The organism is Paenibacillus sp. SSG-1 (genome assembly GCF_002224835.1).
Lineage (GTDB): Bacteria > Bacillota > Bacilli > Paenibacillales > Paenibacillaceae > Paenibacillus_AQ > Paenibacillus_AQ favisporus.
Genome location: NZ_MBRK01000001.1, coordinates 2,520,967 through 2,534,918 on the forward strand (window position 1 = coordinate 2,520,967; position 13,952 = coordinate 2,534,918).

Consider the following 13,952-nt stretch of genomic DNA (forward strand, 5'->3'; position numbering starts at 1 on the left):
AGTGAAAAAAGGACTTATCTCAATAGCGGTTATTTTGATCGTTCTGGTCGGATTCGTCGTATTTATCCAAAACGTGAATTTGAACCGCCTCGGTGCGCAGCAGTATTATGTGCAGATTAACCAAGACGGAAAACGAATGGAAGACAAAACGGACAATGGTGAGAAATATGTCTATTACGAATACAACTTGGATGGCTTTGATCCAAGCGGGAAACAAAAAGCTTTGACATTTACGGCACATAAGGAACTACGCAGGGACGCTTATTTGCGGATTTATGTAAAAGGGGATGGGGTCAGTTCCTATCAAGAAGTGAAGGCCGATGAGCTGCCGGAAGGAGCAAAGCAGAAGCTGGACGGTGCAGGGAACTAATCTCTCTGCGTGAATCACGATTTATTCAGTAAAACTTACTAAAGGGAGAGAATCCGATGTATCGCACAACTTTAAAAACCGTATCCCAAAAAGCGCTGGCGTATTCGCTGGCTTTGACGCTGGCAGCTTGTCCAACAATCGCAGGCTCTTCCCATGTGCTGGCCGCCCCGGCGGTACCAACGCTCCTATCCACTGAATCTGCACAGGTTCAGGCTCCGGTTCAGTACCGGATCAACGCGCGGCTGGATGAGAAAAAGATGCGCATTACGGGGAGCGAATCGGTCACCTACCGGAACTTGTCCAAAGATACGCTCCAGGAGATCGTATTCCATACATTTGCCGATGCGAACCGGTCCACAGCGACCCAAACGTCGATGTTTGAGCGCAACAATGAGGAGATCCGGAAAGAGAATCCGCAGAAGAAGGCGGAAGACTTTCTGGGCGGGATTGACATCCGGAGCGCTGCAGTCAACGGCCAATCCGCGGAGTTTACGAACAGCAACCAGGCTTTGACCGTTCGGCTGAAGCAGGGTTTGAAGCCAGGCGAATCGGTGACAATTCAAATCGCTTTTGACGTTAAAATCCCGTACGGGATGCAGCGTCTGTCGTATTACAAAGATATCGTGAACGCCGCGCATTGGTTCCCGGCCGCTTCGGTCTATGACGAAAGCAAGCATCAATGGGACAAGACGCCGTACAGCAAAACCTTCGAAACCGATTATTATGACATCTCGGATTTTGAAGTACATTTGAATGTACCCGAGTCATATCAAATCCTGATGCCAGGGACCATCACTTCACAGGAAGTTCCCGAGGAGCCGGGACGGAAAATAGTTAGCTCGACGGCGGATCATACCCGGGAGCTCGTCTTTTTTGCCAGCCCGAATTACAAGGTGGAGAGCGTGACGCGCGACGGCCTGACCGTTGAATATTATTATTTCGATAATATGCCAGACAAGAAAAAACTCGTGGATGAGTACATCGACGCTGCTTTCGAGGCGATCCGTTTTTTTAACGACAAATACGGCAAGTACCCTTATCCGGAATTCCGGATTGCGGAATCTTATGTAGAGGGGGTTGCTGTCGAATTCTCCCGGGTTATTCAAATGGGGCAAATTGCGGAGAACAGCGATCCGGCGCATAATGACGTATTCGTGCATGAAATCGCCCATCAATGGTTCCATGCCCTGATCGGCAACAATTCGGAGAAAGAGTCGTTTTTGGATGAAGGATTTGCGGATTTCTCCAAAGTATATTTTGCGGAAAAACGAGGCGATGTCCTGGGCGGATTCCAATCGATCCAAATCGATGACTTGTCGTCCATAGATAAGCCGATTGCTTCAACCAATGCAGATGCGGGGGACGAAGAGAATCCGGTCTTTTACGGAAAAGGACGTCAGGCGATCTACCAGCTGTACCGTATGGTGGGCGAGGAGAAATTCGATGCGTTCATGAGGGAATACTTCAAGCGCTTTGAATATAAAAACGCGACCATCGACGGTCTGCTGCAGACGATTCAGGATACGCTCGGTACGGAAGCGCGGAAAGAAATGGACAGCGCGCTGCATGACCCGAATTTTACATTAAAGCCTGAATACCGGTTGTCCGAGGCGGAAGAAGCCGCGTATTGGCATGAGCAGTTCAAGAGCATCTATCACTCGTCCCTGACCCAGATACCCGATCTTGAGGAAGAAACGATGAGCCGCATCGTGGATAAGGCACTTCAGGGCGAACCTCTTACGATCGTGTTGAGCGACCAGGCCGACGGTGCTGCCCACAAGCAGGAGCAATCGATACTTGAGCAGCTGCAAGGTTCCCTGCAATTGATGGGAATTCATGCCGACGTCATTACAGAGCGTCAAGTACTCAAGAAGCAAATGGAGAAGGAGCTGGCCGCCAGCAACATTATCGCCATCGGCAGCGCCGGGTCGAACGGCTTGATCCAGGCGCTGAAGCCCGGTATCATGATAAACGCAAAGTCGATCGGTCTGAACTGGACGAGCTTGATGGGACAAAAAGCAGCTTCAGGCGCTTATATCGTCAAGCATCCTTACAACCAAAACCGCCTGCTGCTGCACTTTTTCTGGAACGGTAAGGCGCTCAGCGAACCGGCTATGAAGGTTTTTCCTGCTCAGATGTTAAATGCACTCAGCTTCAGCACGGATTACTACCAATATTATATCATGAATGCGTCAGGCAAAATCACGTCAGACCGAAAAACCGCCAATCCGTTGGCTAAGTTTTTCGCGCAGGAATAAGATGGGCAGCGTTTCAATGAGGACGTGGACTTGAAAATAGAGTTATAGTAGATGTCAGGGTGGAAATGATGAAGAAAGGAGGTACTGATCGTATGCCACAAAGTCAGAAAGTGCTGATCGTCGATGATGAAGAAGATATCGTCAAGCTTTTGAAAACCGTTCTTCTAAAGGAAGGCTTCGAGCATGTATTTGCCGCTTTTTCCGCGAAAGAGGGTTGGCAGCAATTTCAGGACCAGCGCCCTGACGTCGTCATCCTGGATATTATGCTGCCGGACGGAGAAGGCTATGACGTCTGCAAGCAAATCCGCAGCGTTTCGAACGTACCGATTTTCTTCCTATCGGCCAAGACGGAGGAAATCGATAAAATACTCGGGTTTGCCATCGGAGGCGACGACTACATCACCAAACCGTTCAGTCCGAAGGAAGTAGCATACCGGATCAAAGCCCGCTTTCGGAGGCAGGAGGCTGCCTCTGAAGATGTGGACAAAGCGCATATTGTGCAAGCAGGCCCCTTTGTGTTTGACGAGCAAAAGATCGAACTGAAGAAAAACGGTGAAATCATCGAACTGAAGCCGAAAGAGCTGGGATTGTTCACCCACTTGCTGAAACACCCGAACCAAATTATCAGCAAAGAAAGCCTGTATGACCAGGTATGGGGCGAAGATTCATTCGGCTACGACAATACCGTGATGGTCCACATTAGGAGACTCCGGGAAAAAATCGAAGACGATCCCTCCAATCCGCAGTATTTGGTCACTGTAAAGGGCCTGGGGTACAAGCTGGCGCTGGAGGGCGCGAAGCGATGAAATGGAGGCTCACCGGAAGATACCTGGTATCTGTCGTTCTCATCGTCGTGATTGTCATTTTCATGAATATCGTGGTTGTGACCGGTCTTTATTTAAACCAGTTTGCCTTTCCCCATTTTTCTTTTCAAAGCAAACAGAATAATCCGGATTTGATTACCCGGTCGTTCGGCAAAGAAGTGATCCTCTCCGATTCGGGGATGACGATTACAGGTGAAGGGAAGGAGCTTCTTGACCGTAACCAGGCCTGGATCCAAGTTTTGGATGAGAACGGTCAGGAGGTCTACGGTTACCATGTCCCCCCGGATGCAAGGACCAAATATACGCCGATGGATATGGTTCAGACCTACAAGTATATAGAAAAAGAGCTCATGTCGACCGTTTTTGTGGGGGAAAAGCAGGGCAAACAGCAGCGCTACAGCTACTTAATCGGTTTTAAAAATACTTATCTGGAGCGTAACGTCTTAACGTACGATATTCGCTCTGTGGTGCATTTTTTCAAAATCGGAAGCTTGGCCGTCATGGGGGTCGACGGATTTATTGCGCTGTGCATCGCTTATCTGTTCAGCAAAAAACTGACCCGGCCGCTTCATAGGCTGATCGATGGAATCAAGCAGCTCGCCCACAAAAAATATGGGGTTCATTACGAGCCCCAAGGGGTTTACAAAGACGTGTTCCATCATGTCAACCTGCTGAGCGCGGAGCTGGAAGCCAGCGAGGCCGAACGCAAAAAACTGGACCGCATGAAGGAAGAGTGGATCGCGAATATCACGCATGACATCAAAACGCCGCTGGCTTCGATCCAAGGATACGCCGAAATGATGAGGGACAAGGATTATGAGTTTACGACCGGAGAAATGCGCGATTACGCGGAAATCATCGAACAGAAATCCCACTACTTGAAAGACGTCATTGAAGATTTGAACTTGTCCACCCGCCTTAAAAACAAACATATTACGCTTAACCTGAAGAGCGTCAATCTGGTCAGCCTGGTGCGCAGCGTAATTATCGACGTGCTGAATGATCCCCGATACAGCGGCAGGAACATCGATTTCGGCTACAACGAAGAGACCATTCAGGTAAAAGTGGACGACCTCCTCATTCGCAGGGCCGTCAGCAATTTAATATACAACGCGATGGTTCACAATGCAGAGGATACGGTCATTGAGGTTGGGGTTGAGAAAACGGCGGATTCGGTGGCGATAATCATAGAGGATCATGGGAAAGGCATCCGCAAAGAGGAACTGGACCGGATTTTTGACCGCTATTACCGAGGGACCCATACGGGCGAGAAGCATAAAGGTTCAGGACTGGGGATGGCCATCGCGCATGATATCGTGGAAGCACATGGGGGAGAGATCCGCGTCACCAGCGAGCTCCATCAAGGAACGAAGATCGAGATTAGACTTCATTCGCTTCCAGAAGTTCACAAATCCGATGAGATCCTATAAGATAAAGATTCCTATATCATTTGATAGATGATAAAGAATCAAGATTCATGGGAGGCAGAGTTTGAAGTTGGCTGAATGGATGACGAGTCTAGGCGAATATCCGATGATACGTATTCCAGAGGGAGACGTTGCGCTTAGGGATGACAGGGTTAAAAGATCATGGAATGTCAAGCTGGATGCCTTTTTCATGGCACCCGTCCCGGTAACGAATGCATTCTACGACGCCGTGCTGCAGCATAAAACCCGCACGCACGGACGTTCGAAAGCACCAGTCACAGGGGTATCATGGTACGAAGCAGTCTCATTCTGTAATGCGCTGTCCCGGCAAGCGGGACTGGAGCCTTGTTATGAGATTGCCGCTGAGGGCGAGCGTGTCGTCTGGAATCGGGAAGCGGACGGCTATCGTCTGCCTACAGAGGCCGAATGGCAGCATGCATGTAAAGCAGGCTCTCAAGGCTACAGGTACGGCGAATTAGAAGAAGTCGCCTGGTTCAAGGAGAATTCCGATGGCATGACGCATGAAGTCGGAGGCAAACTGCCGAATGCGTGGGGGCTATACGACATGCTGGGAAATGTGTGGGAATGGTGCTGGGATCTGTATGACGAAGAGGTGTATGGATCCTATCGCATATTCAGGGGTGGCAGCTGGGCGGAAGAAGCAAGGGGCTGCGGAGCGACATGCCGCCGGCGCAGCCACCCGACGTTTCAAATCGACGATCTCGGATTTCGCCTGGCCCGCTCGATTTACTCCTATAACGGAGGTGGGCATCGGTCATTCGGATAAGCTGTCTATCCTATTTATATCCTAAGAGAAGGACCACCCGCTAAGGGTGGTCCTTCTTCCGTTACCGGCGGCCGTGAAAGGTCCGGCGTAAATCTTGAACCCACAGCTCCGGCACTTCCCACGGTATAAAGTGGCCTCCTTTTTCGTGGGCAGTAATATTGACGTGGTTATACCATGCTGCACGGTCAGTCTTGAGAAAATGCTCCACGCGTTGATCGGTCGTCACCCCCGGTGGATTTTCGTATCCCACGAAAGTGATGCCGGTCGGTGCTTCAATAACAGGCTGACGTGAATGGGAGGGCTCCCAAGGATACCGGTTGTTATTGGCATATACGCGCATCGACGTTTCGATGGCGTTATTGACCCAGAAAATCGTGGCGTGCGTCAGCAGGTCATCCTTGGAGAACACCTGTTCAATGCTGCCTTTGTTGTCGCTCCACTTGATCCAGCGTTCAAGAATCCAGGCCAGCATGCCGACAGGTGAATCGCTGAGCCCGTAAGCGAGCGTGCCGGGATCCAGAACGTGCACGGCAAGGTGCGAAGCAAAGCGGCGGTCCAGTTCCAACAATTGATTCCGGATCTCCTCAGGCAGGTCTTCCGGAATCGGACGTCCGCCGGCATAATCCCAGGCACGCTCTCCGTTAAAGAAGTCCAATTTGAGTGCCGAACCGATATGAATACCATACAGCTCGGCTCCGTATTTATGCCCGAGCTGACCGGTGATCAGCGCGCCGACATCGCATCCGGCTGCAGCATACTTCTCGTATCCGAGCATGTCCGTCATGAGGGTGTGCCACAGATCGGCCATCTTCCAGAAGTTCATGTCCGGATGGTCGGGAAGCGGAGCAGAGAAGCCGAAGCCCGGCAGCGAAGGGACGATGACATCAAAAGCATCAGCGGGGTCACCTCCATGCGCCCCCGGGTCAGCGAGCGGATCCACCACCTTGGACCAATGCCAGAACGTCCATGGCCAGCCATGGGACAAAATGAGGGGAACCGGGTTTGGCCCCACTCCGGGCTTGCGCATAAAATGGACAGGCACACCGTTGACTTGGACTTGATAATGCTCATAGGCGTTGATCGCCTGCTCGGATTTACGCCAGTCGAATTCGTGAATCCAGTAGTCGACGAGCGCTTTCAGTTCATCGCGGCGAACGCCGTAGTAACCGTCTTCGTTCCCTGCATCCAGGGGCCATCTGACGGAGGTAAGACGACGGTTCAGATCGTTCAGTACCTCTTCGGAAACATGGATGGGACTTGCTTTAAACGGAAATTCGGCATGGGGCATAGTGATCCTCCTCTGACGTGATTTGGAGCCGACGAAAAGGTGAACGTTTCAAGCGAGAAAAATCCGCTAAGCTTCGCCAGCAATTTCGACCAGCCGTCTCAATGCCGGGATGGCGTCAGCTATCGCCTGTCTTTGTTCTGCCGTGAGATGTTCCGCAAAACCGGCAATCCGACCGATCCGTTCCAGGCGCCGGGAATCGATCACGTTAGCTCCCTGGGGGGTAATATGCACGAGAACAGCGCGGCCGTCATGCGGATCGGATCTTCGTTCCACGAGCCCGTCCCTCTCCAGTTTGATTACAATTTGCGTGATCGCCGACTGGGTTACCTGCTCCGTGGCAGTCAGTTCTGTCAGGCGCATCGGACTGTTGTGGGTTAGCGTGTGCAGGACCGACAGGGCGGTGAAGCTGAGCTTTTCAATGGACGGCAGTCGAATATTAATCCGGGTCAGATTTTCAATCACTTGAACAAAATCGGCGACATCCAATTCTTTGGATAGATGTTTAGGTTTCATGTCACTAATATATTAGAAACTTATATAAATGTCTAATATAAATTGGGAATAGATGAGAATTGGAGGTGAATGATTTTTGTGGAATCGCATCATAATAGCAGGATGAAAGCAGGATCTGCTCCAAACACCAAGATGAAACGAGTGATGAGGCTTGAGATGGACATCCGCGGCATGCCTCCTGTTCATGCTGCTGCATAATCCGACCGCAGATCAAGAACAGGCACAGGACAAGCTTACGGTCACCCATGAAGGAAAAACCATCTCCGTGCTCAATCGCGACGCGCACAGCTTAGGGGTGTTTCCTTTACTGGACAAGGAACAATATAATGCGTGGGTCAACGAACTGGACCGGAAAACCTATAAGGAAGCGCACAACGCCAGTTTTGACGCCGGGGGGCGCATTGTCGAGGGGAAGAACGGATACAAGCTCGACCGCAGGGCTTTTTTAATGAAATATTATGCGTATCTGTACGAAACGAACGCGCCGGCCACGATTGAGGTTCCGACGTACCCGGTATATCCGAAGGTCGATACGGAACTGCTCGCGTCTTTGCGTTCGAAGCAAATCGGTTATTATATTACTTACTACAACTCCGGCAACCGAGACCGCTCGCATAATATTGCTCTGGCGGCCGAAGCGATTGACGGTACGGTCATCTTTCCTGGTGAACGGTTCTCTTTTAATCGGGTGGTCGGCATACGAACGACCGGCAGAGGATACCGCCGGGCTGCCGTCATTGTGCGGGGTGAATTATCTGAAGGCGTAGGAGGCGGCATCTGTCAGGTATCCTCCACCTTGTTTAATGCCGCCGATCGCGCAGGGCTGAAGATCGTGCAGCGATATTCCCACAGCCGTCACGTTCCCTATGTGCCATCGGGCAGAGATGCAACCGTAAGCTGGGGCGGACCGGATTTTGTTTTTGATAACGCGTACAACCAGCCGGTCCTTCTTCGCGCGTTTGCGGGCGGCGGCAGCATGGCTGTGTCCATTTTGTCGTCTGACGTGATCGAATACTTCCCGAAAAAGGTCCCCAGCATATCTCATCAACTGCCGGAAGAGGTGCGCGACATCACCGCAAGCCAAAGCCCCGGCCATCATAAGAAAAATTAGACCACAGCCTTGCTTGAAGCAGCTTTCACAGTCCAAACAAGGAACAAATTAATTCCTTAAGCTGTGCAGCGCACGGGCAAATCCGGCGATGCCTTGTCCAATGCATTCCGATTTTGCACGCGCGAACGTAAACCGGACGAATCCGGCATCCGAACCGTACACGCTGCCAGGCACGAATACGACGCCGTTCCGGATCGCTGCTTCCAGCAGCTTTGCGTCATTGACTGGCTCGGACAGCTTGCACCACAAATGATGCCCCCCTCTGGGAATATGGAATTGAATCTCCCCCGGCAGTTCCTTCCGCAGCGCTTCGATCAGAAGATCGCGCTTATACATCAGATTTGTCCGCAGGCGGCCGAGATGAGGCTCAAAAAAGTCCGATTCCAAAAACTGCGCCGCCACCTGCTGGGGAATAACGCTAAGTCCAAAATCCATCTGCTGCCTGGCATCCGCCAGTCTCAGCACGACGGAATTCGGAGCAACCATCCAACCGATCCGCAGTCCCGAAGCGGCGATTTTGGAGAAGGATCCGATGTAAATGACAGAGCCGGACGTATCTATTGATTTTAAAGGCATGCGTGGTAAGCCTTCGTAATCGGTTAGGCTGTAAGGATCGTCTTCGATGATCGGCAGTCCGAGCTCGCTTGCGGTTTGAAGGAGCTGGTGACGCCGTTCGTCGGCAAGCAGCGTACCGGTAGGATTTTGAAAATTCGGATTCGTAAATATCATCTTGATGCGGTGTTTTTTGTACAGTCCACGAATTTCTTCCGGCCTCATGCCGTCCTGATCTACGGGGAGCCGGAAGATCCGCAGTCCCGCCGACTGGAACATCGGCAGCGAATAATAATAGGATGGATCCTCTATAGCAACGGCGTCGCCAGGGGACAGCAGGCATTGCGTAATTAAAAATAAGGACTGCTGAGACCCGGATGTAATCAGGATGGATGATTCCGTCGCCTGAAGCCCGCGGTATTCGGCCAAATATCGAACCAGAGCTTGCCGGAGCGGGATATATCCCTGCGGGTTGTCGTATCCCAAATACGATGCGTACTGATGGCTGCTCATGATTTCGCTGATTTCGCTTGTCGGGGCCAGGTCGGCCGCAAGTTCTCCACTTGCAAAATCCACCAGGGAGGGATCCTGGCTCAGAGCTTCCCGAATTCTCCGGAGAAACGGAAGGTTCGGAAGAAAGCTCCCGCCTTCGGCATACCTGTTCCAGTTTGGTGTGTGTTTCGGCGAAGCACCCCACTTAAATTGACTCACCCGAGTTCCGCTGCCGGAACGGCTTTCGATGATCCCGAGCGAACGGAGTTCCGCAAAAGCTTGTACGACCGTGCTCCGGTTTACACCGATCTGCTCAGCCAATTTCCTTTCTGAAGGGAGCAGGCTGCCGGGCGGAAATTCCCCAAACGAAATTCGCCGCTCGATGTGGTCGGCGATTTGCTGATATAATGGTTTTTTACTTTCTCGGTCAAGACCCCACATACGTTTTCACTTCCTCGAACAACAATTACGACACATTTTTATCATCCTTTCCAATATATCTTATTCGCTTAACGATTTCCGTCTTTTTCTCACTGAAAGTTTTGCGTTTTCATGAACACGGCCCGTTTCATTTAGTGAAATGGATGGTCAGGGAACGATTGCAATGGCTGGTGTGTTCACGTCCGATGGTGATTATAATAAAGCTGCAACAAATCTACTTGACGGGCGGGTGAACAGCATGGTCTGGCTGATGGTTTTTGCCGTGATCGTATTAATATGGGGACTCTTCGCAACGATGAGAATTGGACAATCCCAAAGCAATAAAGAACAAAATCCGCAATACTTCCAGGATACGGGCAAAAAATGGTTTAGGCTTCTAGGCTTTTACTTAATTAGCATCGTTGCGGCAGCTATCATGATTGTGATTTTGATCAAGTGAATAAAGAGAGGTAAATGATGAATTAATTGTAAATAAATATAAATAAAGGTTGTTAATGTTATCCAAACCGGCTATACTAGCAATGTAAGCGCTTGCTTTAGTAGATTGAGACTTCTAGATTTCCCTGCCGCTGTCCCATTCCATGCATAAAGCGAGGTGATTAACGACCCAAAGGCGGGCTCTTTAATGATGCAGGTCTGATTTTCCTTATAGTGTCTGTGACGTTTTCCCAATTTGATGAGGAGGGAACAAGATGCTGAAAAAAGGATTATGCGGAATCATCATGGTCAGTCTTTTGATTGCTTTATTTCCTGTCAAACAGGTGAGTGCGGCTCCAAACTGGAAGCTGGTGTGGAGCGATGAATTTGACGGAACCGCGCTGAACCGTTCCAATTGGACTCCGGAGATCGGCACGGGCAGCGGCGGATGGGGAAACAACGAGCTTCAATACTATACGGACCGGTCGCAGAATTTGCAGGTTACCGGAGGAAATCTGGTGATTACGGCGAGAAAAGAATCATACGGCGGAATGAACTATACTTCGGCACGTATTAAAACGCAAAACCTGAAATCCTTTACCTATGGCAAAATAGAGGCTAGGATCAAGCTGCCTTCCGGACAAGGGCTGTGGCCGGCGTTCTGGATGCTGGGCAGCAACATCAGCACGGTCGGATGGCCGTACAGCGGGGAAACGGACATCATGGAGCGGGTTAATAACAACCCTTATGTTAACGGCACGGTTCACTGGGATGCGGGAGGGCATGCGGAATACGGAAGAGTTTCGGGCAACCTCGATTTTTCCCAATACCATGTGTACAGTGTCGAATGGGATTCGAAGTATATCCGCTGGTTCGTTGACGGACAGCAGTTCAATGAATTTTATATTGAGAATGGCACCGGAAATACCGAGGAATTTCAGCGGCCGTTCTTCCTGCTCCTGAACTTGGCGGTCGGCGGCAACTGGCCGGGGGCTCCGAACGATTCGACGCCGTTTCCAGCTCAAATGCTCGTGGACTACGTCCGTGTATATCAGGACAATGGCCAGTCCAGCGCAATCAGCGACGGAGTTTATACATTGGCCTCCAAGGCGAGCGGAAAAGTTATGGATGTCATTGACGTGTCCATGGCCAGCGGAGCCAAAATCCAGCAGTGGACGAATTATACCGCCACCAACCAGCAATTCCGGATCGAAAGCACGGGTGATGGCTATTACAAGCTTACTGCCGTGCACAGCGGCAAAGTATTGGATGTGCCGAATTCGTCTACAGCAGCCGGCGTCCAGCTGCAGCAGTGGGATGATAACGGGACGAACGCGCAAAGGTGGAGCATTGTCGACGTAGGCGGAGGGTATTATAAGCTGGTCTCCAAAGCAAACGGACTTGTCGTTGACGTGTCCGGTTCATCCACGGCGGATGGCGCGGCCGTTCAGCAGTGGACGGATAACGGAACGGACGCCCAGAAATGGGCCTTGACCAAAATCAATTAAGGCACAAACAAGCAGTCCACATATGGGCTGCTTGTTTGTGTATACGAGTCTGAAGCGGAACAAATGCTAAGGTCTTGGCAATCGACGAGAAACTCCGGTGGCTGGGCGTGCTATAATTTGAGAAGACCATGAATGAACTGTCATATACTATTTTCAAATTAAAGGAGAGTTACGGCAAATGATCAACAAGCTCGGTCAAGTGATGCTGTACGTCAACAACCAGGATCAGGCGGTACAATTTTGGACGGAGAAATTAGGTTTTCGTGTCATTTCTGAAGAAAACAATGAACACATGAGATGGATCGAAGTCGCCCCGGCCAAGGATGCAGGTTCCAGCATCGTACTGCATGATAAAGAGGCTGTCGCGAAGATGTCCGAGGACTTAAATCTCGGCACGCCTTCTTTAATGTTTTTCACAGAGGACGTGGATGCGTTGTATCGCGATTTGACCGATAAACAGATCACCGTCGGTGAAATCGTTGAGCTGCCTACCGGCAGGGTGTTTAACTTTGCGGATGACGAAGCGAATTACTTTGCGGTCATGGAAAAAAAATAACGGCCGCTCACGGGCGGAAGAAGGGGCGATGGTAACGATCCGTCGCTCTTTTCGCAAGAAGGGAGTATGCAACGCAAGCCCTGAACAAGGAGGATTTCAGATGTTCAATCCATTTGAAGTAGCCGAGCTTATGGTCCAACATATCTCAACGAATTTTCCAGACGACGTCTCTCTGATCGGATATTATGGATCACGCGCGCAAGGAACGGCGACGGAGCGTTCCGATCTCGATTTTTTCTTTATACCGGCGAACGCGGAAGGTTTCCGTCATAGTTTGCAGTTTGTAGTGAACGGGATCAGCTTTGATTTTTGGCCGATCAGCTGGGAACGTGCGGAGAGAATCGCCGCTTTCGAAGAACTGAATGTATCGATCATCGCGGATTGCAAGCTACTGTATGTGCGGTCCGAAGAAGATCATGGGCGGTTTCTCCAGCTTCGCAGCAAAATTGCTGACCAAGCCCGGGCACGCTTGGAATGGCTCCATAAAGCCGAATCGAGGCTGAAAGAAGCTTATATACACCTTTACAACTTAAGCAAAATGAGCTCTATGGATGATCTGGTTTCTTTTCGCTATGAAGCCCAAGAGATCCTGATCTTAAACCTTGAGAGCCTTTCATTAATTAATCATACATACTACACCAAAGGCTGGGGCAAAAACAGGGAGCAAATCCGAAACTTCCCTATACAACCGGACACATTGGAGCAGACGATGGAGACGATTCTGTCTTCCTGTTCGGGATTTCAAATCCGGGAAGCCTGCGAACGATTGACCAAGGATACGCTTCGTCTCATTTTGCAGCAGAAAGAGAAAGACGTCAGCGGTCCAGATTATCCTGGCCGGATGAAGGGCTTCTATGAAGAAGTAAAAGGAATTATGGATAAGGTGGTGAGCGCTTGTGAATCAAGCGACTACCATACAGCCTATTTCTGGGCGGTCGGCGTGCAGAAAGAAGTATCCCGTTTTCTCTATTTCACCGAGAAAGGGTATTGGCCGTCGCCTTTGTGCGCCGGGGAGGAAGAGTTAACCTTGTATAAGGAGCTTGGCTTTTCAGATGTAATCGGAATACTGAATCAGGAAGATTTCATCCCCCTGAAAGTGGCGGTTGAACAGCTTGATTCGCAGCTGGAGCAGCATCTTCAGAGCCGCGGAGTACAAATCAACCGGTTTCGGAACGCCGAAGAATTCAGCGATTTCCTGCTGTCGCTGCGTTGATCGCTGAGGCTGAATGCTTCATGTCCATATTCCGCAGGTGCCCATGATCACGAAAATATAACTTACATATCCCGCAGTGATTCCAATTCGTATGACTGGAAATGATGATAGCATAGAGGACGGCTGCTGCTGCTGAGAGTCTCCTTCTCATCGTGTCGAATCGTAAATAAGTGCAGGAAGGTTTGTCAGTTTAAG

At 50.5% G+C, this 13,952-nt stretch carries 13 protein-coding genes; 10 read left to right on the forward strand and 3 right to left on the reverse strand.

Annotation, left to right across the window (positions count from 1 at the left end):
• Nucleotide 1: 1 nt before the first annotated feature.
• The 5 genes from BCV73_RS11720 (at nt 2) to BCV73_RS11740 (ending at nt 5,666) form a co-directional block, all read left to right on the forward strand.
• Nucleotides 2-370, forward strand: a complete 369-nt coding sequence (locus BCV73_RS11720) for a YxeA family protein (protein ID WP_076165784.1) — start codon at nt 2-4, stop codon at nt 368-370.
• Between the two features lie 56 nt (nt 371-426).
• On the forward strand, nt 427-2,628 hold the full coding sequence (locus BCV73_RS11725) for a M1 family metallopeptidase (RefSeq protein ID WP_089547225.1): 2,202 nt from the start codon (nt 427-429) through the stop codon (nt 2,626-2,628).
• Nucleotides 2,629-2,720: 92 nt separating this feature from the next.
• Entirely contained in the window at nt 2,721-3,434 is a 714-nt protein-coding gene (locus BCV73_RS11730) for a response regulator transcription factor (protein ID WP_089547226.1), read from the forward strand.
• A complete protein-coding gene (locus tag BCV73_RS11735; RefSeq protein WP_089547227.1) occupies nt 3,431-4,882 on the forward strand; it encodes a sensor histidine kinase in 1,452 nt (483 codons plus the stop codon). The genes BCV73_RS11730 and BCV73_RS11735 overlap by 4 nt, the downstream gene beginning before the upstream one ends.
• Before the next feature lie 103 nt (nt 4,883-4,985).
• Nucleotides 4,986-5,666 (forward strand): formylglycine-generating enzyme family protein, encoded by a 681-nt coding sequence (locus tag BCV73_RS11740; RefSeq protein ID WP_089550210.1) that lies wholly within the window; start codon nt 4,986-4,988, stop codon nt 5,664-5,666.
• Between the two features lie 61 nt (nt 5,667-5,727).
• On the opposite strand, the gene BCV73_RS11745 is transcribed toward BCV73_RS11740, so the two are convergent.
• Together BCV73_RS11745 and BCV73_RS11750 are read right to left on the reverse strand one after the other, a co-directional pair.
• Nucleotides 5,728-6,954, reverse strand: coding sequence for an epoxide hydrolase family protein (locus BCV73_RS11745; protein ID WP_089547228.1), 1,227 nt, complete (start codon nt 6,952-6,954; stop codon nt 5,728-5,730).
• A gap of 66 nt (nt 6,955-7,020) precedes the next feature.
• The gene (locus tag BCV73_RS11750; protein ID WP_089547229.1) at nt 7,021-7,467 is read right to left on the reverse strand and encodes a MarR family winged helix-turn-helix transcriptional regulator; all 447 of its coding nucleotides are present in this window, start codon (nt 7,465-7,467) and stop codon (nt 7,021-7,023) included.
• Nucleotides 7,468-7,651: 184 nt separating this feature from the next.
• Between BCV73_RS11750 and BCV73_RS11755 the strand changes: the two genes are divergently transcribed.
• A complete protein-coding gene (locus BCV73_RS11755; protein WP_089547230.1) occupies nt 7,652-8,578 on the forward strand; it encodes a VanW family protein in 927 nt (308 codons plus the stop codon).
• A 48-nt stretch (nt 8,579-8,626) separates the two neighbouring features.
• On the opposite strand, the gene pdxR is transcribed toward BCV73_RS11755, so the two are convergent.
• Nucleotides 8,627-10,063 (reverse strand): MocR-like pyridoxine biosynthesis transcription factor PdxR, encoded by a 1,437-nt coding sequence (gene pdxR, locus BCV73_RS11760; protein WP_089547231.1) that lies wholly within the window; start codon nt 10,061-10,063, stop codon nt 8,627-8,629.
• Between the two features lie 163 nt (nt 10,064-10,226).
• Between pdxR and BCV73_RS11765 the strand changes: the two genes are divergently transcribed.
• From BCV73_RS11765 to BCV73_RS11780, 4 genes are all read left to right on the forward strand, one after another.
• The gene (locus BCV73_RS11765) at nt 10,227-10,502 is read left to right on the forward strand and encodes a hypothetical protein (protein WP_089547232.1); all 276 of its coding nucleotides are present in this window, start codon (nt 10,227-10,229) and stop codon (nt 10,500-10,502) included.
• Nucleotides 10,503-10,755: 253 nt separating this feature from the next.
• The gene (locus BCV73_RS11770; protein WP_089547233.1) at nt 10,756-11,988 is read left to right on the forward strand and encodes an RICIN domain-containing protein; all 1,233 of its coding nucleotides are present in this window, start codon (nt 10,756-10,758) and stop codon (nt 11,986-11,988) included.
• 178 nt (nt 11,989-12,166) lie between these two features.
• Nucleotides 12,167-12,544, forward strand: coding sequence for a VOC family protein (locus tag BCV73_RS11775; protein WP_089547234.1), 378 nt, complete (start codon nt 12,167-12,169; stop codon nt 12,542-12,544).
• 100 nt (nt 12,545-12,644) lie between these two features.
• On the forward strand, nt 12,645-13,757 hold the full coding sequence (locus BCV73_RS11780) for a nucleotidyltransferase domain-containing protein (protein ID WP_089547235.1): 1,113 nt from the start codon (nt 12,645-12,647) through the stop codon (nt 13,755-13,757).
• Nucleotides 13,758-13,952: the final 195 nt, after the last annotated feature.

Bases quoted from the DNA above. Each gene is read 5' to 3' on its own strand.
- BCV73_RS11725 (WP_089547225.1), top strand. From the start codon at position 427: ATGTATCGCACAACTTTAAAAACCGTATCCCAAAAAGCGCTGGCGTAT.
- BCV73_RS11730 (WP_089547226.1), top strand. From the start codon at position 2,721: ATGCCACAAAGTCAGAAAGTGCTGATCGTCGATGATGAAGAAGATATC.
- BCV73_RS11735 (WP_089547227.1), top strand. From the start codon at position 3,431: ATGAAATGGAGGCTCACCGGAAGATACCTGGTATCTGTCGTTCTCATC.
- BCV73_RS11740 (WP_089550210.1), top strand. From the start codon at position 4,986: ATGATACGTATTCCAGAGGGAGACGTTGCGCTTAGGGATGACAGGGTT.
- BCV73_RS11745 (WP_089547228.1), bottom strand. From the start codon at position 6,954: ATGCCCCATGCCGAATTTCCGTTTAAAGCAAGTCCCATCCATGTTTCC.
- BCV73_RS11750 (WP_089547229.1), bottom strand. From the start codon at position 7,467: ATGAAACCTAAACATCTATCCAAAGAATTGGATGTCGCCGATTTTGTT.
- BCV73_RS11755 (WP_089547230.1), top strand. From the start codon at position 7,652: ATGCTGCTGCATAATCCGACCGCAGATCAAGAACAGGCACAGGACAAG.
- pdxR (WP_089547231.1), bottom strand. From the start codon at position 10,063: ATGTGGGGTCTTGACCGAGAAAGTAAAAAACCATTATATCAGCAAATC.
- BCV73_RS11765 (WP_089547232.1), top strand. From the start codon at position 10,227: ATGGCTGGTGTGTTCACGTCCGATGGTGATTATAATAAAGCTGCAACA.
- BCV73_RS11770 (WP_089547233.1), top strand. From the start codon at position 10,756: ATGCTGAAAAAAGGATTATGCGGAATCATCATGGTCAGTCTTTTGATT.
- BCV73_RS11775 (WP_089547234.1), top strand. From the start codon at position 12,167: ATGATCAACAAGCTCGGTCAAGTGATGCTGTACGTCAACAACCAGGAT.
- BCV73_RS11780 (WP_089547235.1), top strand. From the start codon at position 12,645: ATGTTCAATCCATTTGAAGTAGCCGAGCTTATGGTCCAACATATCTCA.